The 19,102-nt window shown below is 72.9% G+C and carries 15 protein-coding genes, 1 pseudogene and 1 riboswitch; of the genes and pseudogenes, 6 read left to right on the top strand and 10 right to left on the bottom strand.

The features are described 5' to 3' along the window. Nucleotides 1-29: 29 nt before the first annotated feature. The 3 genes from ACIRRS_RS05485 to ACIRRS_RS05475 form a co-directional block, all read right to left on the bottom strand. Nucleotides 30-434 (bottom strand): ArsR/SmtB family transcription factor, encoded by a 405-nt coding sequence (locus tag ACIRRS_RS05485; protein WP_402965381.1) that lies wholly within the window; start codon nt 432-434, stop codon nt 30-32. A gap of 406 nt (nt 435-840) precedes the next feature. Beyond that, nucleotides 841-2,232: a helix-turn-helix domain-containing protein gene (locus tag ACIRRS_RS05480; RefSeq protein WP_402965378.1), complete on the bottom strand. Its 1,392-nt coding sequence runs from the start codon at nt 2,230-2,232 to the stop codon at nt 841-843. Next, nucleotides 2,229-2,969 carry a DUF4232 domain-containing protein gene (locus ACIRRS_RS05475; RefSeq protein ID WP_402965375.1) on the bottom strand — a complete coding sequence of 247 codons (741 nt, stop codon included), beginning with the start codon at nt 2,967-2,969 and terminating at the stop codon, nt 2,229-2,231. Before ACIRRS_RS05475 ends, ACIRRS_RS05480 begins: the two co-directional genes overlap by 4 nt. Nucleotides 2,970-3,361: 392 nt before the next feature. Between ACIRRS_RS05475 and ACIRRS_RS05470 the strand changes: the two genes are divergently transcribed. Then, nucleotides 3,362-4,486 (top strand): HoxN/HupN/NixA family nickel/cobalt transporter, encoded by a 1,125-nt coding sequence (locus ACIRRS_RS05470; protein ID WP_402965373.1) that lies wholly within the window; start codon nt 3,362-3,364, stop codon nt 4,484-4,486. A 262-nt stretch (nt 4,487-4,748) separates the two neighbouring features. After that, a pseudogene (locus ACIRRS_RS05465) lies at nt 4,749-5,036 on the top strand (citrate/2-methylcitrate synthase); the annotation flags it as partial. Here the strand turns inward: ACIRRS_RS05465 and thiI are convergent. Together thiI and metE are read right to left on the bottom strand one after the other, a co-directional pair. Beyond that, nucleotides 5,033-6,277, bottom strand: coding sequence for a tRNA uracil 4-sulfurtransferase ThiI (gene thiI, locus ACIRRS_RS05460; RefSeq protein WP_402965370.1), 1,245 nt, complete (start codon nt 6,275-6,277; stop codon nt 5,033-5,035). The pseudogene ACIRRS_RS05465 and the gene thiI sit on opposite strands and share 4 nt — an antisense overlap. Before the next feature lie 216 nt (nt 6,278-6,493). Next, nucleotides 6,494-8,809, bottom strand: coding sequence for a 5-methyltetrahydropteroyltriglutamate--homocysteine S-methyltransferase (metE, locus tag ACIRRS_RS05455; protein WP_402965367.1), 2,316 nt, complete (start codon nt 8,807-8,809; stop codon nt 6,494-6,496). Between the two features lie 177 nt (nt 8,810-8,986). Next, nucleotides 8,987-9,185, bottom strand: a riboswitch (cobalamin riboswitch). A 183-nt stretch (nt 9,186-9,368) separates the two neighbouring features. On the opposite strand from metE, the gene ACIRRS_RS05450 reads away from it, so the two are divergent. Then, nucleotides 9,369-10,460 (top strand): branched-chain amino acid aminotransferase, encoded by a 1,092-nt coding sequence (locus ACIRRS_RS05450; protein ID WP_402965365.1) that lies wholly within the window; start codon nt 9,369-9,371, stop codon nt 10,458-10,460. A gap of 73 nt (nt 10,461-10,533) precedes the next feature. Here ACIRRS_RS05450 and ACIRRS_RS05445 read toward each other — a convergent pair whose 3' ends face one another. Together ACIRRS_RS05445 and ACIRRS_RS05440 are read right to left on the bottom strand one after the other, a co-directional pair. Then, nucleotides 10,534-11,757: an RCC1 domain-containing protein gene (locus ACIRRS_RS05445; RefSeq protein WP_402965362.1), complete on the bottom strand. Its 1,224-nt coding sequence runs from the start codon at nt 11,755-11,757 to the stop codon at nt 10,534-10,536. Nucleotides 11,758-11,789: 32 nt separating this feature from the next. Continuing rightward, nucleotides 11,790-13,037, bottom strand: a complete 1,248-nt coding sequence (locus tag ACIRRS_RS05440; protein WP_402965360.1) for an RCC1 domain-containing protein — start codon at nt 13,035-13,037, stop codon at nt 11,790-11,792. A gap of 332 nt (nt 13,038-13,369) precedes the next feature. Here ACIRRS_RS05440 and ACIRRS_RS05435 point away from each other — a divergent pair, with 332 nt between their 5' ends. Beyond that, nucleotides 13,370-14,296: a hypothetical protein gene (locus ACIRRS_RS05435; protein ID WP_402965358.1), complete on the top strand. Its 927-nt coding sequence runs from the start codon at nt 13,370-13,372 to the stop codon at nt 14,294-14,296. Beyond that, on the top strand, nt 14,296-15,636 hold the full coding sequence (locus ACIRRS_RS05430) for a hypothetical protein (RefSeq protein ID WP_402965355.1): 1,341 nt from the start codon (nt 14,296-14,298) through the stop codon (nt 15,634-15,636). Before ACIRRS_RS05435 ends, ACIRRS_RS05430 begins: the two co-directional genes overlap by 1 nt. 65 nt (nt 15,637-15,701) lie before the next feature. Here the strand turns inward: ACIRRS_RS05430 and ACIRRS_RS05425 are convergent, their stop codons facing one another. The 3 genes from ACIRRS_RS05425 to ACIRRS_RS05415 form a co-directional block, all read right to left on the bottom strand. Further along, nucleotides 15,702-16,574, bottom strand: coding sequence for a hypothetical protein (locus tag ACIRRS_RS05425; RefSeq protein ID WP_402965353.1), 873 nt, complete (start codon nt 16,572-16,574; stop codon nt 15,702-15,704). Then, the gene (locus ACIRRS_RS05420; RefSeq protein ID WP_402965350.1) at nt 16,571-17,509 is read right to left on the bottom strand and encodes a hypothetical protein; all 939 of its coding nucleotides are present in this window, start codon (nt 17,507-17,509) and stop codon (nt 16,571-16,573) included. Before ACIRRS_RS05420 ends, ACIRRS_RS05425 begins: the two co-directional genes overlap by 4 nt. Nucleotides 17,510-17,695: 186 nt before the next feature. Then, the gene (locus ACIRRS_RS05415; RefSeq protein ID WP_402965347.1) at nt 17,696-17,998 is read right to left on the bottom strand and encodes a hypothetical protein; all 303 of its coding nucleotides are present in this window, start codon (nt 17,996-17,998) and stop codon (nt 17,696-17,698) included. A 96-nt stretch (nt 17,999-18,094) separates the two neighbouring features. Here ACIRRS_RS05415 and ACIRRS_RS05410 point away from each other — a divergent pair, with 96 nt between their 5' ends. Continuing rightward, nucleotides 18,095-19,033 carry a SecDF P1 head subdomain-containing protein gene (locus ACIRRS_RS05410; protein ID WP_402965345.1) on the top strand — a complete coding sequence of 313 codons (939 nt, stop codon included), beginning with the start codon at nt 18,095-18,097 and terminating at the stop codon, nt 19,031-19,033. Nucleotides 19,034-19,102: the final 69 nt, after the last annotated feature.

Below are 19,102 nucleotides of genomic sequence, written 5' to 3'. Positions count from 1 at the left end.
GGAAGGGAGCACGCGCCTGAGAGGAGGAGTCAGCCCGTGACCGGGCGCCGGCGCGCGGCGCGGAGTCCGCGCGGGGCCGGCTGGGGCGCGCCGGCGGGTGCGCCGGGGCCTGCGTCGTCGCCGCCGCGCTGCGGGAGGTCGTTGGCGATCACGGCCGCCTCGGTGAGCAGCCCCTTGACCTCGGTGGCGCGGTAGAAGATGCGGGTGCCCTCACGCCGGGCGACAACCAGGCCGGCGGCGCGGAGCTTGGCCAGGTGCTGGGAGGTCGCGGCCACGTGGGCGCCGAGGAGTTCGGCCAGCTCGCTCACCGGGAGCTCGCGGCGGCTCAGGGCCCACAGCAGCCGGTAGCGCGACGGGTCGGCCGCCGCCTTCAGCACCGCGACAGCCCGCTCGGCCGCGTCCGTGTCCCACGCCTCGTCGTTCGCACCAGCCATACAAGGGATCGTACCGACTCGTACGGCCCTGCCCTCGGCCCTCGCGCGTCCCGTCCAGGTAGGCCGGCACCGCCAGCACCCGGCGGTAGTCGTCGTCGGAGGCGACGAAGCGCCGCAGGATGGCGCGGACGGTGGCGGCGGAGACCAGGTCGACCCCGTCGACCGCCATGTGCGCCGAAGCGCCTGCGCAGCCCCTCCGGCCGCAGCGCCGGAGCCCGCTCGTCCGTCGTCACCCGCATGCCCGCGCCCCCGGTCCCCTCGTGCGATACCGCGACCGCCCGGCCGTTCCGGGCGGTTCGGTGATCACCTTAGGGACGCTTTGACCTCGGGGAACAGCGGCCTGGACCCCCACTTCGAGGTGGGTCCAGACCCACCCCCGAGGTGTATCTGATTCCCCGCGGGTCGGTCAGGGCGTGCCGACGTCGCCCTTCTCCCAGCCGTGGCCGTTGAGGAAGTACGCGGGCGCGCCCTTCATCCCGACCGTGCGGAACGGCTTGCCGTGGTCGCCCACCCGCGTCCGGCTCTGGCGGCCGTTGGCGCCCGTCCACACCACGTCCACGTACCAGGAGACGTCCTGGGACTTGGTGCTCGCGTCGATCTCGATCACCTGCGGGTCGGTGTTCGAGACGCTGTACGGGAAGTTCCTGGTGCTCTTGCCCTCGTTGCCCTGGTCGAGCACGACCTTGGGCGGGGAGGCGTCCAGGTCCACCTTGAAGGCGGCCGGCTCCAGCCCGCCGCCGCAGCCCGAACCCGGGGAGTACGCGTACCCCTTGAAGGCCGGCTGGGTGTCGACGACCTGGATGTACATGGCGTTCAGCACCACGACCTCGCTGCTGTCCCCCAGCGCGGTGAGCTGGAGGTGCAGGTTCCCGGCCGGGACGGCCTCCTGGCCGGACGCCCAGGCGTCGCTCGCGGAGGTCGGGGTCGGCGGCGGGGTGACCTTGCCGGGCGGGCGCGGGGAGAGGAACCACTGGTCGCAGGGGCTCTGCGAGGTGTCGTTGAGCACGCTGACGTGGAACGGGGCGGGCGGGTCCTGCGAGGTCGCCGCGGCGGAGGCCGAGGCGGAGGCGGACGCCGGGGCGGCCCCGGCCGAGGCCCCCGTGGAGATCGGCGAGGTCGGTGAGGTCGGTGAGGTCGGCACGGCGGGCGCGACGGCCGGGGCCGTCGGCGTGCCCGCCGCGTCCGCCGCCGTGTGCCCCTGCTCGCGCAGCAGGTACGCCGGGACGGCGGCGGCCAGCACCACCAGCACCGCCACGCCCACCAGCACGCGCGAGCGCGACCAGCGGGAGCGGGCCCCGGACTCGACGACCTCGACGGGCTGCACGACGGGGGGAGCCGCAGGAGCGTCGGCAGCCGGGGCCGCCTCGACGGCCGGGGCAGGAACCGCAGCCACAGCCGGAACCGCAGCCGCACCCCCACCCGGCTCCCGCCGCCGCGCCGCGTCCGCCAGGATCCACCGCCGGTGCAGCTCCACCAGCTCCGCGTCCTGCGCCCCGCACACCCGGGCGAACCGCTCCACCGGCGCGTACTCGTTGGGGACGGCCGCGCCGTTGCAGTACCGGTGCAGCGTCGACGTGCTGACGTGCAGCCGGGACGCGAGCACGCCGTAGCTGCGGCCCGACCGTTCCTTCAGCTCGCGCAGCATCGCCGCGAACCCGTCGGCCTCCACCCCCACGCCCTGCCTCCCCGCACCGTCGCCCGGTTCGGCGCCCCGGCCGAACTCGCAGCTCACCGTACCGGCCGGGGCCCACACGCTGTCGTCCGGGCCGGGTGCGAGGAGGTCCTGAGCACCGGTCACAGCTGGTGGTCGGCCTGGGCCGCCGAGGCCGCCGCGTCCGCGACGGTGGAGCGGTAGAGGCCCAGCTTGGGCTTGAACACCTTGGTGCCGGGTGCCAGCGGGGTGTTGACGGTGTCGGCGTTGGGCATGTGGTCGCCGTCGGCGAGGACGTTGATCTCGTCGATCCCGCCCGCACCGGTGCCCGCGCCACCCGGGTTGAGGTCGATGACCGCGTACGCGACCTGGCCGGCGCCGAGGGCGTAGGCCGGCGGGCCGCCGAGGCCGCTGGGGACCATGGGCCGGAGGTTCTTGCTGCGGTCGGCCGCGTTGGAGGCGCCGAGGTCGACGGTCGGGTAGTAGCTGAGCCCGCAGGACTTGGGCCCCTGGTTGTGGACCTCGATCACGCGCTGCGACGCCGACCCGGGCCGGGCGACCACCTTGACCGTCACCTTGCCGCTCTCGCACGGGTGGCCGTAGGCCCAGGCCTCCCCGCCGTCCGAGCCCCCGCCGCCCGCGGTGCCCCCGCCGGGCTTGGACGTCGCCGAGGCCGGGGCGGGCTTCGCCGTCCCGGTCGGAGCGGCGGACTCCGCCGGGCCCGTCGGGGCCGCCGGCGCCGCGGAGGCCGGGGCCCCGGCGGAGGCGGTGACCGCCGGCTGCGGCGCGGCGCCGGTGCTGTCGTCCGGGCCGCAGGCGGTGAGGCCGAGGACGGCGCCGAGCGCGAGGGCCGCGGGCAGGACGAAGGTACGGCGAGAAGACATGGTGCACCCCGTGTGCGTAGGAGGAGGGAAAGGAGGAAGCCGTCGGGCGGTGGAGCGACGCCGCCGGACCCCGACGACCAGAACTCTGGCCCGCTGCCCGCCCCGGGCGCCAGCCTCACCGGCCGATACGGGACACTGGAACGCTTCCACCCCCTCTGACCTGCCCTTTCCCGTCAGCCTGGAACGCCCGGCCGGAACGCTCCCACCCCTCCCACGGCCTCCGGAAGCACCCGGGTTCACCCGCTCGGGGCCCTGCGCGGCCGCCCTTTTTGCGAGGAGTTTGCAGATGCGCAGGGTTGTCGGGAAGTGAGGCGAGACCCTACGGTGTTCCCCGCCTCTCTCACCGGGGGCAGAACCACCCCGTCCGCAGAAGTGGGAGAAGCCCGCCCGTCATGACCGTCATAGACGAGATCCCGTCACCGACGCTGCCCCCTCGCTGGCAGCGCAAGGACACCGTCCGGACCGCGAGCCTGCTGGCCGTGATCCTCGGCATGCACGTGGTCGCCTTCGGCATGCTGTTCCTGCTGATCGCGCCGAACCACTACACCGTCGGCAACCAGGCCTTCGGCGTCGGCCTCGGCATCACCGCCTACACCCTCGGCATGCGCCACGCCTTCGACGCCGACCACATCGCGGCGATCGACAACAGCACCCGCAAGCTGATGGCGGACGGGCAGCGCCCGGTCTCGGTCGGCTTCTGGTTCGCCCTGGGCCACTCCAGCATCGTCATGGCGATGGCCGCGCTGGTGGCCGGCGGCGCGAAGATCGCGGGCACCCTGGTCGACGAGGAGTCCACCACCCACAAGTGGCTGGGCGTCATCGGCACCAGCGTCTCCGGCACCTTCCTCTACCTGATCGCCGCGATCAACCTGGTCGCGCTGGCCGGGATCTACCGGGTGTACAAGTCCATGCGGGCCGGGCACTTCGACGAGAAGCAGCTGGAGAAGCACCTCGACGAGCGCGGCTTCATGAACCGCATCCTCGGGAAGCTGACCAAGTCGATCCGCCGCCCCGGCCAGATGTACCCGGTCGGCCTGCTGTTCGGCCTGGGCTTCGACACCGCCACCGAGGTGGCCCTGATGGTGATGGCCGGCTCCGGCGCCGCCGCCGGCCTGCCCTGGTACGCGATCATCTGCCTGCCGCTGCTGTTCGCCTCCGGGATGTGCCTGTTCGACACGCTCGACGGCACCTTCATGAACTTCGCCTACCACTGGGCGTTCTCCAACCCGGTCCGCAAGGTGTACTACAACCTGACGATCACCGGGCTCTCCATCGCCGTGGCCTTCGTCATCGGCACCATCGAGCTCGTCAGCGTCCTGCGCGACAAGCTCGAACTCACCGACCCCGTCACCGGCTGGATCGCCGACATCAGCCTCGACAACGTCGGCTACATCCTGGTCGGCATGTTCGTGGTGGTCTGGGCCTGCGCGCTCGCCTACTGGCGCTTCAGCAACGTCGAGCAGCGCTGGGCGTCCCGGGTCGACAAGAAGACCGACGTGAACGCCGACAAGGAGTAACCCCGGAGAGCCCTCCGGAGGAGGACGAGACCCAGGACGAGGAGCCGCCGCTCGGCCGGACGAGCGGGCGCGGCGTCCCTCCGTCCCCGGCCGCCCGCACCGAAGCCCCGGCCTCCCCGCGCGAAGGGGAGGCCGGGGCTTCGGCATGCCCGGCCGCGGGCCGACCACGCCGTCCACCTGCCCGGGCCCGGCGAGCCGCGTCCGCGATCCTGGACACGTACACCAAGGAGCACTCCGCCGAGTACCGGGCCCAGGCCGTCATCAGGCCGCCCGCCTCGCGGCCCTGCACACCGCGCTGCGCGAGGCGGTGCTCGAGCGCAAGGGCATCCACCCCGACCTGGACCACCCGGCGGGGCTCGCCTACCACCTGATGGGCTTCGACACCCCGGTGTTCACGCCGATCTTCGTCCCCAGCCGGATCACCGGCCGGACGGCCCCCATCGGCGAGCAGCTCGCCCACAACGCCCTGATCCGGCCGCTCGCCTCGTACGACGGGCCGGGCCAGCGGGCGCTGCCCCGGCCGTCGCAGGTCGGGCGGGCGCTGCCCTAGACCTCGCAGGTGGGGGCGGGCGCCTCGCCGTCCTCGCGGCCCGGGTGCATCACCTGGATCGCGCCGAGCAGCGCCTCGACCAGCTCGTCCAGGTCGAGGCGCTGCTCCACCGCCTTCAGCTGGCCGACCCGGGCGCCGGTGGCGACCTGCGGCGGGGCGAGGAGCTGGCAGCAGTCCTCGTCCGGCAGCACCGAGATGTCGGCCGTGCCGAGCGCGCGGGCCTGGTCGATGATCTCCTGCTTCTCCCAGCCGATCAGCGGCCGCAGCACCGGCAGCGTCGCCGCCTGGTCCACCGCCGCCATGTTGGCGAGGGTCTGGCTGGCGACCTGGCCCAGGCTGTCGCCGGTCACCAGGGCCTGGGCGCCGAGGCGCGCGGCCAGCTCCGAGGCGGTGCGCACCATCAGCCGCCGCTGGGCGACGACCTGGAGCCGGCCCGCGCCGGCCACCGCCAGCTGCTTCTGGGCCTTGCCGAGCGCGACCACGTGCAGCTCGCCGGGCGGCTGGAAGCGGTTGAGCTCGCGGGCGAGGGCGTACGCCTTGTAGACCGAGGCCGGATTCGTGTACGGCGCGCCGCTGAAGTGCACGAAGTCGCAGGCCAGCCCGCGCCGCATCGCCCGGTGCGCGGCCACCGGCGAGTCGTAGCCGCCGGAGAGCAGCACCAGGGCCCGGCCGCTGGAGCCCACCGGCAGGCCGGTCAGGCCGGGGTGACGCTCGCAGGAGAGGAAGGTCTCACGGTGGTCGACCTCCACCGAGAGCGTGAGGTCGGGCCTCGTCAGGTCGACCCGCAGGCCCGGCACCAGCGGCTGGACGTGGGCGCCGAGTTCGCGCTCCAGCTGGGTGGAGGTGAGCGGGAAGGACTTGTCGCGGCGCTTGCCGCGCACCGCGAAGCCGGTGGCCTCCCGGCCCTCGCAGGCCTTGCGCAGCAGCGCGACGGAGTTCACCTCGATCGCCTCCAGGGTGCTGGGCACCCGCAGCGTCCGCTCGACGGAGCTGAATCCGATCACCCGCCGCGCCCGCTCCACCAGCTCCTCCATCGGCACCTGGCCGCCGAGCACGGTGAGGTGGCCCTGGGTCCTGATCCAGGTCGAGCCGCCGATGCCGTGCAGGGCGGCGCGCAGGTTGTTCTCCAGGCGCTCGACGAACATGCGGCGGTTGCGGCCCTTGAGGGCGACCTCGCCGTGCTTGAGGATCACGCTCTCGCCGAGGGGCTCGGTGCTGCTGTTGTCGGTCTGCTGGCTCATACGGGGCTTCCGGTCGGTGCGGTGCGCCCGGGGTCTGCGGCGCGGTCGGGGTCTTCGTCCAGGACGACGGGACAGGGTACCCGGCTGCGGCGGTCCGGGTTCACCAGCAGCCGCCCGCCCGCCGGGGGCCGGGCGCCGGCCGCGCCGTACGCGCGTCCTTTCCCGCACCGGGCGCGGCGGCCCGAACGGCCGCCGCGCCCGGTGCGGGCGGGGCCGTCAGCCCGCCAGCTCGGCCCTCAGCGTGCGGGCGGCGCCGACGAGGCTCTCCAGGGAGGCCCTGGTCTCGGGCCAGCCGCGGGTCTTGAGCCCGCAGTCCGGGTTGACCCAGAGCCGCTCGGCCGGGATCGCCGCGAGACCGGCGCGCAGCAGGCGCACGGCCTCCTCGGTGTCCGGGACTCGCGGCGAGTGGATGTCCCACACGCCCGGCCCGACCTCGCGCGGGTACCCGGCGCCGGCCAGCTCCCCGGCGACCTGCATGTGCGAGCGGGCGGCCTCCAGCGAGATGACGTCGGCATCCAACTCGTCGATGGCGCGCAGGATGTCGCCGAACTCGGCGTAGCACATGTGGGTGTGGACCTGGGTGTCCGCGCGGACCCCGGAGGTGGCGACGCGGAACGCCTCGGTGGCCCAGTCCAGGTAGGCGGGCCGGTCGGCGGCGCGCAGCGGCAGGGTCTCGCGCAGGGCGGGCTCGTCGACCTGGACGACGGCGGCGCCGGCGGCCTCCAGGTCCGTCACCTCGTCGCGCAGGGCCAGGGCGACCTGACGGGCGGTGTCGGCGAGCGGCTGGTCGTCGCGGACGAAGGACCAGGCGAGCATGGTGACCGGGCCGGTGAGCATGCCCTTGACCGGGCGGACGGTGAGGCCCTGCGCGTAGCGGAACCAGTCGACGGTCATCGGGTGCGGCCGCGAGATGTCCCCGGCGAGGACCGGCGGGCGCACGTACCGGGTGCCGTAGGACTGCACCCAGCCGTGCCGGGTGGCGAGGTAGCCGGTGAGCTGCTCGGCGAAGTACTGCACCATGTCGTTGCGTTCGGGCTCTCCGTGGACGAGGACGTCCAGTCCGGCCTTCTCCTGGAAGGTGATGACCTCGCGGACCTCGGCCTCGATGCGCTCCCGGTAGGCCCGGAAGTCGATCCGGCCGGCGGTGAGGTCGGCGCGGGCGGTGCGCAGTTCGGTGGTCTGCGGGAAGGAGCCGATGGTGGTGGTCGGCAGCAGCGGCAGGCCGAGCCGGGCGCGCTGGGCCTCGGCCCGCTCCGGGTACGGCTGGGCGCGGCGGGCGTCGGCCTCGGTGACGGCGGCGGCCCGGGCCCGTACGGCCGGGTCGTGGGTGACGGGCGAGTTGGCGCGGGAGGCCAGGTCGGCGCGGTTGGCGGCGAGTTCGGCGGTGATCGCGCCGGTGCCCTCGCGCAGGCCCTTCGCGAGCAGGGCGGCCTCGGCGGCCTTCTGCCGGGCGAAGGCGAGCCAGCGGGCGATCTGCGGGTCCAACTCCCGTTCGGCGGTGGCGTCCAGGGGCACGTGCAGCAGGGAGCAGGAGGGCGCGACGTCGACCCGGTCGGCGAGGCCGAGGAGGGTGGCGAGGGTGGAGAGGGAGGTCTCCAGGTTGTTGATCCAGATGTTGCGGCCGTCGATCACCCCGGCGACCAGGCGCTTGCCGGGCAGCCCTCCGGCGGCGGCGAGGTCGGCGAGGTTGGCGGCCGCCGGTCCGGTGAAGTCCAGGGCCAGGCCCTCGACGGGCGCTTTGGCGAGGACGGGCAGGGCCTCGCCGAGCCGGTCGAAGTAGCTGGCGACCAGCAGCTTCGGCCGGCCGGTGAGCGCGCCCAGCTCGCGGTAGGCGCGGGCGGCGGCGTTCAGTTCGGCCGGGGTGCGGTCCTGGACGAGCGCGGGCTCGTCCAGCTGCACCCACGCGGCGCCGGCGGCGCGCAGTTCGGCGAGCAGGCGGGCGTAGACGGGCAGCAGGCGGTCGAGCAGGGTGATCGGCTGGAAGTCGGCGGCCACGCCCGGGGCGGGCTTCGCGAGCAACAGGTAGGTGATCGGGCCGACCAGCACCGGACGGGCCTCGTGGCCGAGCGCGAGGGCCTCGCGCAGTTCACCGGCCTGCTTGGCGGGGTTCGCGGCGAAGGCGGTGTCCGGGCCCAACTCGGGTACGAGGTAGTGGTAGTTGGTGTCGAACCACTTGGTCATCTCCAGCGGCGCCACCTCCTGGGTGCCGCGGGCCATGGCGAAGTACCCGTCCAGCGGGTCGGCCTCGACGGCCTCCCGGTGGCGGGGCGGGATCGCGCCGACGGCGACGCTGGTGTCCAGCACGTGGTCGTAGAGGGAGAAGTCCCCGGTGGGGACCTCCCCGACGCCGGCCTCGGCGAGCCGGCTCCAGTTCTCCCGGCGCAGCCCGGCGGCGGTGGCGAGCAGCGCGTCGGCGGTGACGGCGCCCTTCCAGTAGCCCTCGATCGCCTTCTTGAGCTCGCGGTTACGGCCCTGGCGGGGGTAGCCGTGCGCGGTGGCCACGCTTGCCGCGGCTACGGACTTCTCGGTCAACGGACTCTCCTTCGCGAGTCTGACTCTGAGGTCCCGGGGACGGCACGGGGACACGGAGGCGCGAAGGAACGACCGACCGGGCGGACGGCACCCGGGAACGGGTCCACCACCTGATCGCACGCCGACCCGCCCACGAGGTCACCGGGACTCCGCGCGCGATCGGCCGCGCACGGGCAGTGGCAGGTCTTCGGACTCGCGGGCACGTCCCCCGAAGGGGCTCTCCTACTGGCCGTCGCTTCCCAGGCCCGGTCGGGCCCAGTGCACATGACGGCGGTCGTTCCCGCTCACCGCTGCGGGGCAGTCCCGGAATGGCCTGTCGAAAGGCTTCACCGGGTTCCCTCTTACGACGCGCCTGCCTGGCGGACAGGGCGAACCAGCTGCCCGGCCAGCTTAGAGGGAACTCGGCCCGGGCAGAACCCCGTGATCGTCCGGGTCCATTCCCGCGTCCGCACTCCGAGACGGTCTCTCATCGCGGATACCCCGTCCCACCAGCACCGGAGCGGCGCTAGCATGACCGGGCCGCCGACACCACGGCCCCCTCCCCGCACAGGAGTTGACGATGACCACAGCCGCGTACCCCCTGACCAGGACGACCGGCCCCGTCCCCGAGGCGGAGCGCCGCGCCATCCTCGTCGACCCCGGATTCGGCAAGCACTTCACCGACCACATGGCCACCGCCGTCTGGACCCCCGAGGAGGGCTGGCACGACCGGCGCGTCGAGCCGCTCGCGCCGTTCTCGCTGCACCCCAGCGCGGCGGTGCTGCACTACGGCCAGGAGATCTTCGAGGGGCTCAAGGCCTACCGGCACGCGGACGGCAGTGTCTGGCTGTTCCGCCCCGAGTTCAACGCCCGCCGCTTCGCCCGCTCCGCCGAGCGCCTCGCCCTGCCGCAGCTGCCGGAGGAGGAGTTCCTCACCAGCGTCGAGGAACTCGTCCGCGCCGACCGGGAGTGGGTGCCCGCCGCCGACGGCGAGGCCAGCCTCTACATACGCCCGTTCATGTTCGCCTCCGAGGCCTTCCTCGGCGTCCGGCCCGCCGAGCGGATCGTCTACTCGGTCATCGCGGGCCCGGCCGGCCCGTACTTCCCCGGCGGCGTCACCGGCATCACCCTCTGGGTCACCACCGAGTACACCCGCGCCGGTCGCGGCGGTACCGGCGCCGCCAAGTGCGGCGGCAACTACGCCGGCAGCCTCGCCGCCCAGCTGGAGGCCCGCCGCAACGGCTGCGACCAGGTGCTCTACCTGGACGACACCGGCGGCGACGGCAACCTGGAGGAGTCCGGCACGATGAACCTGTTCGTCGTCACCTCCACCGGCGAACTCCTCACCCCGGGCCTGGGCACCATCCTCGACGGCGTCACCCGCGACACCGTCCTCGCCCTCGCCGACGAGTTCGGCCTCACCCCGGTCGAGCGCCCCTTCTCCTTCAACGACCTGCGCGCGGGCGCCGCCGACGGCACCGTCACCGAGGTCTTCGCGGCCGGCACCGCCGCCGTCATCACCCCCATCACCGCCTTCAAGTCCGCCACCACCACCTTCCCCGTCGCCGACGCCACCCCGGGCAAGCACACCCTCGCCCTCCGCTCCCACATCCTCGCCGTCCAACACGGCCGCACCCCGGACACCCACGGCTGGCTCCACCGCGTCCTCTAGCACCAGCGGGCAGACCCCGAGGAGCCCGGAAGGCACGCACGCGCCTTCCGGGCTCCTTCGCTTCGGGCGCGGGCTAGTTGGCGAGGCTGAAGTCGCCGCCGACCGGGGCGGCGAGTTTGTCGACACCGGTGAGGGCGGTGAGGGTGGTGACGGGGGTGGAGCTGTCGGTGGTGGTGCCGTTGCCGAGTTGGCCGGAGCCGTTGGCGCCCCAGGAGCGAACGGTGTTGTCGCCGAGGAGGGCGGCGGTGTGTTCGCGGCCGCCGGTGACGATCTGGACGCCGGTGACGCCGGGGACGGGGACGGGGGTGATGCGGTAGTCGGTGGTGCCGTCGCCGATCTGGCCGGAGGTGTTCTGGCCCCAGGCCTTGAGCTTGTTGTCGCTGTCCGTGACGGCGAGGCTGTGGTTGCAGCCGGCGGCGATCTGGGAGACGCCGCCGAGCCAGATGCCCTGGGTGTCGACGGGCGTGTAGCGGTTGATGATGCTGTTGTCGCCGAGCTGGCCGGTGGCGTTGTAGCCCCAGGCCTTGATGGAGTTGCCGCTGGTGGGCTTGGCGGGGCCGCTGGGCGGGCCGACGAGGGCGAGGTTGTGGTTGCAGCCGGCCGCGATGCGGGTGACGCCGGTCAGGTTGGCGACCGGGGAGGGGACGTTGCGGCTGGCCGAAGTGCCGTCGCCCAGTTGGCCGTTGATGTTGTAGCCCCAGGACCAGACGGTGCCGTCCTCGCGCAGGGCGAGACTGTGGTTGAGGCCGCCGGCGATGGCGATGACCTTGTTGAGGCCCTCGACGCGCACGGGGACGCTGCTGTCCATGTTGGTGCCGTTGCCGAGCTGGCCGTAGTTGTTCCTGCCCCAGGCGACGACGGTCTGGTCGGCGAGGAGGGCGAGGCTGTGGGCGCCGCCGCCGGCGATGTCGGTGGCGTTGGAGAGGTTGACGACCTGGCCGGGCGCGTTGTGGCTGAAGACGGAGCCGTCGCCCAGCTGCCCGTTGGTGTTGGCGCCCCAGGACTGGACGGTGCGGTCGGTGAGCAGCGCCAGTCCGTGCCCGTTGGTGGGGCCGGCGCCTCCGGCGGCGATCTTGACGACCTCGGCGCTGGTGAGGCCGAGGACGGTGGTGGCCGTGGTGCGGAAGTCCGTCCAGGTGCCGTCGCCGAGCTGGCCGGAGCGGTTGTTGCCCCAGGACTTGAGGCGCTTCTCCTGGGCCTCGGCGGTGCCGGCCGGGATCGCGGCGAGGCCGAGGGCGGTGAGCGCGGCGACGGAGGCGGCGAGCAGGGAGCGGAGCCGCGTACGGGGGTTCGTCATGTGGTGCCTTCCTGCGAAGGAGGTGGGGACGGTCAACGCGCCAGGCTGAAGCTGCCGTTGGAGGGGGCCGCGACCATGGCGACGCTGCCGGACTTGGCCAGCACCTGCACGGCGGTGAGGCGCTGGGTGGTGGTGCCGTCGCCCAGCTGGCCCTTGTCGTTGAGGCCCCAGGCCTGGACGGTGCCGTCGGCGAGCACGGCCAGGGTGTGGGCGGCACCGGTGGCGATGCCGGTCACGTTGGTGACGCCGGTGACGGGCACGCTGGTGTTGCGCTGGGTCGTGGTGCCGTCGCCGATCTGGCCGTTGGCGTTGTTGCCCCAGGCGCGCAGGGTCTTGTCGGTGAGCAGCGCGAGGCTGTGGGCGGCACCGGCGGAGAGGCCGGTGACGTTCTTGAGTTCCAGGACGGGGACGGGGTAGGGCTTGTTGGCGGTGGTGTCGTCGCCCAGCTGCCCCTTGTCGTTGAGGCCCCAGGCCATCACCGTGCCGTCCGCGAGCAGCGCGAGGGCGTGCGAGGCCCCGGCGGTGAGGCCCTTGACGGTGGTGAGTTCGGGGACGGCGACGGCGGTGGTGCGGGTGGCCGGGGTGGGGGCGGGCACCGGGTCGGTGGACTTGACGGGCTTGGCGGTGATGCCGAGCTGGCCCTTGTCGTTGTTGCCCCAGGTCTTGACGGTGCCGTCCTTGAGCAGGGCCATGTTGAAGGTGTCTCCGGCGGCGATGGCCTTGACGTCGTCGAGCCCGGCGACGACCACCGGCAGGTTGGCGTTGGTGGTGGTGCCGTCACCGAGCTGGCCCTTGTCGTTGAGGCCCCAGGCCTTGACGGTGCCGTCCTTGAGCAGGGCGAGGGCGTGGGAGCCTCCGGCGGCGATCGCCTCGACGCCGCCGAGGCCCGCGACCAGGCCGGGGACGGCCCATTCGTCGGTGGCGCTGGTGGCGCCGTTGCCCAGTTGGCCCTTGTCGTTCTTGCCCCAGGCCTCGACGGTGCCGTTGGCGAGCAGGGCCAGGCCGAAGCCGGAGCCGGTGGAGCCCCCGGTGCCGCCCGCGGCGACGGCGTTGAGCTCGGCGCCGGAGAGGCCGACCACCGAGGTGGGGGTGAGCCGTTGGGTCTTGGTGCCGTCGCCGAGCTGGCCGCTGGTGTTCAGGCCCCAGGAGCGCAGCCGCAGGTCGTAGGCGGAGGCGGCGGAGGTGGGCAGCGCGGCGGTGCCGAGCAGGGCGAGGCCGACGACGGCTGCGGGGACGGCGGTCGCGGGCAGGCGGCGGAGCGTGCGGTGCAGGGGGAGCATCTGGTCCTCGTGGATAGGCGTGGCAGGGGAGGGTCAGCGGCGAGAGGGGTGACATGAGGGGGCCTCACAGTCCCGGCCGGACGGCGCGCGTGCGGGCGCCGCCCGGCCAGGGCTGGAGTGATGATCGGATCGTCTGAATGCCTGCCCAGTGAGCAGAACGTCCGTGCGGATGCGGAGGACTTTCCACACCTACGGACCAGCCCAATCGTTCGTCTTCGCCCTATCGGACCGCCCTCGGTTGCGGCCCGTAGCGGGCCCCCGAAGCATGACCCGGGGGGCCGATGGGCCGTCAGTCCGCCCGACACCCCCAAGGAACGGACATCCAAGCCGACTTGAGTGGGAGCAGAACCGTGCTGCGGACGCATCGATCCAGACTCCTGGCCGTCACCCTCGGTGGCGCCATCGCCCTGGCGGCCCCCGTACCGGCGGGGGCCGAGGACACCGAGCCGGCCGTGGTGGTGAACGGCACGTTCTCCTCCCCCACCGTGCCCGCCGACAAGACCTTCGAGAAGGGCGTCGACGGCTGGGACAGTCCCGGTGGCGTCGCCTCCGCCAAACGCGCCGGGCACCGGCAGGGCTACCAGGCGGCCACTCTCGCCTGGACCAACGCGATCGCGATCAGCACCCGCCTGCGCGGCGTCCGCAAGGGCGCCACCGTGACCGTCAGCTGGGACGACACCCCGGACTCCTGCGTGAGCTCCTCCAACGCCAAGCGGGCCTACACCGTGTCGGTGGCGGGCGACGGCAACACGGACGGCGCCTTCACCACCAACGCCCCCAACGCCAAGGCCGACTGGTTCTACGGCCGCACCTACTCCTTCACCGCCGCCGAGGACGCCCCGAAGGTCACCTTCACCTCCACCGACACCGACAAGCCCTCCTGCGGCGCCCTGATCACCAACGTCCTCGCCAAGCAGACCGCTCCGCCCCTCGGCGCGCCCCAGAGCACCGGCTCCAGCGACCCCTGCAAGGACAAGCCGAACGACCCCGGGTGCAAGACCTCCGCCGAGAACAAGGACAAGATCGACAAGTGCCCGCCCTCCGACAAGGACTGCCTGGCCTCGGTGGCCGGCAAGGGCGAGAAGGAGAACGCCGCCATCGACAAGGAGACCAAGGCGGTGGAGGACTTCAACAAGGTCCCGCGCGACCAGGAGCCCAACGCGGCCGCCAACGACCTGTGCGCCCTGCCCAACGCCGTGACGGGCTCGGTCCAGCCCGGCGACGCCGTCGTCCCGCCGAGCCAGTGGTGGTTCTGCTGATGCGCCGACTCGCTCCCGCCCTGCTCACCACGGGCCTGCTGGTCCTCTCCGCCGCCCCGCCCGCGCAGGCCGCCGACACCGTCGACGTCCCGGTGCTCAACGGCACCTTCGCCCAGCCCACGGCCCCCGACAACGGCACCGCCGCCGGGCACACCGACTGGTCCCCGGAGAACAACGGCGTCGTCTTCGGCAAGGCCCTCGCCCAGCACCCGAGCGGCTACCAGGCCGCCTCGCTCAACTGGAACGGCGCCCCGCTCGTCCTGCGCACCCGGCTCTGGGGCGTGCGCAGCGGCTCGCACGTGACGCTCAGCTGGGACGACAGCCCGGGCGTGGACCGCCGCTGCACGGCCGAGCAGCTCAAGGACGGCCAGACGTACAACGTCGCGCTGATCGCCCCCGGCAACCCGCCGGACCCGCAGGTCACCACCAAGGGCAGCGACACCGTCGGCACCGCCAACTGGACCACCGGGCGGACCTTCGAGTTCACCGCGCCCGAGGACAACCCGATGGTCTCCTTCGAGTCCGCCGAGAAGCGCGACTCGCTGTCCTGCGGCCCGCTGATCACCAACGTCGGCGCGAAGCAGACCCCGGCGCCCGTCGACCAGCGCGTCCGCAAGGAGCAGATGCCCGGCCCCAAGGCGTACAAGGGCAACGAGGCGCTGGAGCCGGGCGTCGCGGTGGACGACTGCGAGGGCAGCGCCGGCAACTGCGTCTTCACCGTCGACAAGCAGTACTCCTACCCGTACTACGGCCAGACCCGGATCGTCGGCGAGGTGTACATCAACTGCACCCGCAACGCCGTGGTCGACGACCGGCGGCTGGAGGTCACCGAGCCGCCGTACGACAACCTCACCCAGTACTACGCGCTCAAGGGCGCCCCGCTGGTGCCCAGCCGCTCCGACATCTCGGTGAGCCGGCCCAACCTGGCGGCGCAGGCGGCGGCCGGGTACAGCACGGCGGGCGGCAACACGGCGGCGGTCTCCACCAGCCAGCCGCTCACCTGGAGCCGGACGACCGTCAAGCAGCTCAACCCGACCATCCAGCCCGGGGAGATGAGCTGGGTCGAGGTGCAGCCGGCCCGCGAGCGGGTGGTGGGCAGCTTCACCAACTCCCGCAACAAGTACCGGCTGGACGCCGCCTTCGACGTCCCGTCCACCGCCATGCCGGACCGCTACTACCAGCGCAGCGGGCCGCTCACCGAGGTCGAGCTGCAGCGCTGCGGCTCCGCCCGGCCGACCGCCGGGACGCCAGACAACGGAGCCGGGACGGACAAGCGGCTGCTCACCGTCGAGGCGCCCCCGGCGGGGATGCCGACGCGTACGGAGATCCTCAACCCGTAGACGCCGTACGGGAATCGGCCGCCCGCCCCTCGGGAAGGGGCGGGCGGCCGATCCGCTTCGCTCCGTCAGGCCATCGCCTGCCACGCGCCGCCGACCAGCCGGTACCGGGCGGTCGGGACGGCCCCGGGGGCGCGCGGCGGCGCCTCGACCAGGCCGCCGGGCAGGGCGCGCCCCGGCGGGCGGATCGACAGGCAGTAGTCCTTGGCGCTGTACGTCTGCGCCACGACGGTGCTGACGTTCACGCTGGACGGGCTGTCGACGACGACGTTCTTGATCAGCTTGCCGATCGCGTCCACCCGCAGCTCGCCGACCGTGCGGTTCATCGCGTTGAGGACGCCGAACTGCAGCTCGTCGCCCGGGCGCACGGTGAACTTCACCTGGGTGGTCTCGCTGATGCTGCGCTTCCACTCGTGCGAGTACGTGGCCTGGAAGGCGAGTTCGAAGGAGGCCTTCGCGCTGAGTTTGAGCTGCGCGGCGCCGCTCACCGTGCCCCCGGCGTTGAACGTCCCGCCGTTGGAGATGTCCGCGTTGGGACCCTTGTCGGAGGGTGCGGTGTGGTCGATGTGGGTGACCTCGGTCTTGTTGCTGACGCTGCCGCTCGCCGAGGCGTCGGTGGTGTTGTCGATCGTCCCCTCCAGCGCGACCCTGCCGGAGATCTGGCCCGCGATGTTGTCCGTGGTGCTCGACTCCAGGACGACGCTGCGCTCGATGTCGATCGGCTTGTTGGTGCAGTTGATCGCCGTGTTGCCGACCGAGAGCACGGCCGCGGCGTACTCGCGCGACACCTCCGGCAGGATGCGGTACGAACAGCCGTACTCCTCACCGCACTTGGAGGCGATGGCGGCGGCCTCGTCCACGGCCGGGGCCGTCTCGGCGACCGCCGGAGCGGCGCTCAGGACGACGGCGGCCAGCGCCACCGGAAGAGCCGTCCGCCTCATCGCTTCCTCCCCGCAAGAACATGGACCGCGTCCGGCGCCCGGCGGGCGCTCTCCGCCCGCTCGGGCGGGACGGCGAGCAGGCCGAGGGCCGCCCGCCCCGGGGGCCGCAGGGACAGGCACTTGTCCGGGACGGAGTACGTCTGCGCCACCACCGAGCTGACGTTGACGCTCGACGGGCTGTCCACCGTCACGTTCTTGATCAGCTTGCCGCCGCCGTTCACCTTCAGCTCGCCCGCCGTCCGCGACATCGCGTTCACCACCCCGAACTGGAGCTCGTCCCCGGGGCTGACGGTGAACTGCACCTTGGTCGACTCGGTGGTCACCATCTGCCACTGCCGGGAGAAGGAGGCCTGGAAGGCCAGCTCGAAGGTCGCCTTGGCGCCCAGGTGCAGGGCGTTGGAGCCCGCGACCGTGCCCGTGGCCTCGGCCGTGTTCTTGGCCTGGTCCTCGGTGGAGGGGCCCTTGTCCTTGTTCGGCCCGAAGTTGGTGACGCCGTTGACCACCCCCGCCGTCGCCGTCCCCGAGCCGGAGACGGTCACCGTGGTGTCCACCCCGCCCTCGATGGCGGCCTTGCCGGAGATCTGGCCCGCGATGTTGTCCGTGCTGCTGGTCACGAAGGTGACGGTGCGGTCGACCACCATGTCCGAGTCGGTGCAGTTGATCGCCGCGTTGCCGACGGAGAGCACTGCGCTCACGTACTCGCGCGGGGCGCCGTACATCCGGAAGTCGCAGGCCTTCACGCGCTCGCAGAGCGAGGTGACCTCCTTCACCGTGGGCAGCTTCTGCTCCCCGTCCAGCACCTGCGCCACCGGGTACGGCGGCGGCTTGCCCGCCTCCGGAGCGGCGGCGGCAGCGGCCGGGGACTGGGCCGTCAGCGCCAACGAGCCCAGGGCGGCCGCCAGGACGGCGAGCCGGGGGCGTGCGGAACCCACCACGAGCGCACTCCTCACTCTTCCCACTCTTCGGACGGGGCCACCGGGTCGATCCCACCGACGCGCAGGACTGTTCGAACCCCCGGCCTCCCCCATCCTCCGCGAGGGCCGCATCGTGGGCGAACGGTCACACCTCGACCGTGCGCCATTCGATGCGCCGTCAGCCGCTCGGGCCACCCGACTTGCGCCCTACTCCTCCCGCAGCGCCCCGACCACCACCGAGACACCCACCAGCAGCGCGAGCACCACCAGCACCACGCCGATGGTGACGGCCGTCCAGCCGCCGCTGGTCAGGTTGTCCAACTGCTCGGCGTACGTGGAGTCGTGGGGCGTCGGCATGCCCTCCCCGAACGAGGTGCTGCTGCGGGCGTGGCAGACCTGGCCCGGCTCCATGGGCGTGCCGAAGCAGGTGGGAACGGCTGAGTGCAACTTGACGTAGCCCATCAGAAGCAGGCCGACGCCCGCCGCGAGCAGGACGAGCACGATGAACACGGGGCCACGCCCCTTCCCTGGGTTCCGGGTCGTCCGTAGGTCACATATCGGTCAAGCCGAGCGAGATTTCAGGTTGCGGACGGAAGACTGGTGAGCATGACAGCCAGGTACGGAGTTCTCCTGTCCGGTACGGCGCTGGCGGTGCTGCTCACCGCTTGCACCAGCGGGGGTACGGCCGATTCGACGTCGAAGAGCGCCTCCGCGGTTCCGACCGGCCCGCGCACCACCGTCACCTACCAGCCCCGCTGGACGGTGACGCCGGCCGAACTCCAGGAGACCGCCGACCAGATGAGGAAGCGGGCCGCGGTGCTCGGGCTGACCGACCCGCAGGTCGCGGTGGACTCCGGGCGCATCACGCTGTCCGCGATCCGCGCCAACAGCGAGTACCTCAAAGCCCTGGCCACGCAGGGACAGCTCTACTTCCGGCCCGTGCTCGCGATCGCCCCGTCCCTGCCCTCCGACCCGGTGGGCACCACCGCCCCGACCGCGCCGACCGCGCCGGTCGTGCCGACCGCCCCGGTCGTGCCGCTCGACGGCGCGGTGCCGGCCGACCTGGCGGAGCCCTTCCGCCAGCTCAACTGCACCGCGCTGGACCAGCGCACCAACCACCAGGGCGATCCCACGGCCGGGGCCGTCGCCTGCTCCGAGAGCGCCACCACGACCGGCTTCTACGAGAAGCTCGCCCTCGGGCCGGTGACCGTCGACGGGAAGAACATCAAGAAGGCGGAGGTCGCCATCGACCCCCAGGTCGGCACCAGTTGGCAGGTCATGCTGACCTTCGACGACACCGGGGCGAAGGCCTTCGCCGACGTCACCGGACGGCTCTCGACCCAGGCCTCGCCCACCAACCAGTTCGCGATCGTGGTCGACGGCGTGGTGGCTTCCCACCCGGCCGTGCTCAGCTCCATCACCGGCGGCCACGCGGTGATCAGCGGCGGCTTCACCCAGGCCACCGCCAACGCCCTCGCCATGAAGCTCACCGACCGGCTACCGGTCAGCCTCGTCGTCCTCTCGGAGAACACGGACGCCACCTGACGAGGTCTGCCACCTGACGAGGATCGGCGCGTGCCGGTCGGCTGGTCGGCCGATCGGCCGGCGGTCACG

The organism is Kitasatospora sp. NPDC101183 (assembly GCF_044767945.1).
Taxonomy (GTDB): domain Bacteria; phylum Actinomycetota; class Actinomycetes; order Streptomycetales; family Streptomycetaceae; genus Kitasatospora.
Note: the sequence above shows the minus strand (reverse complement) of the source record. Positions and strands in the feature narration are given on the sequence as shown.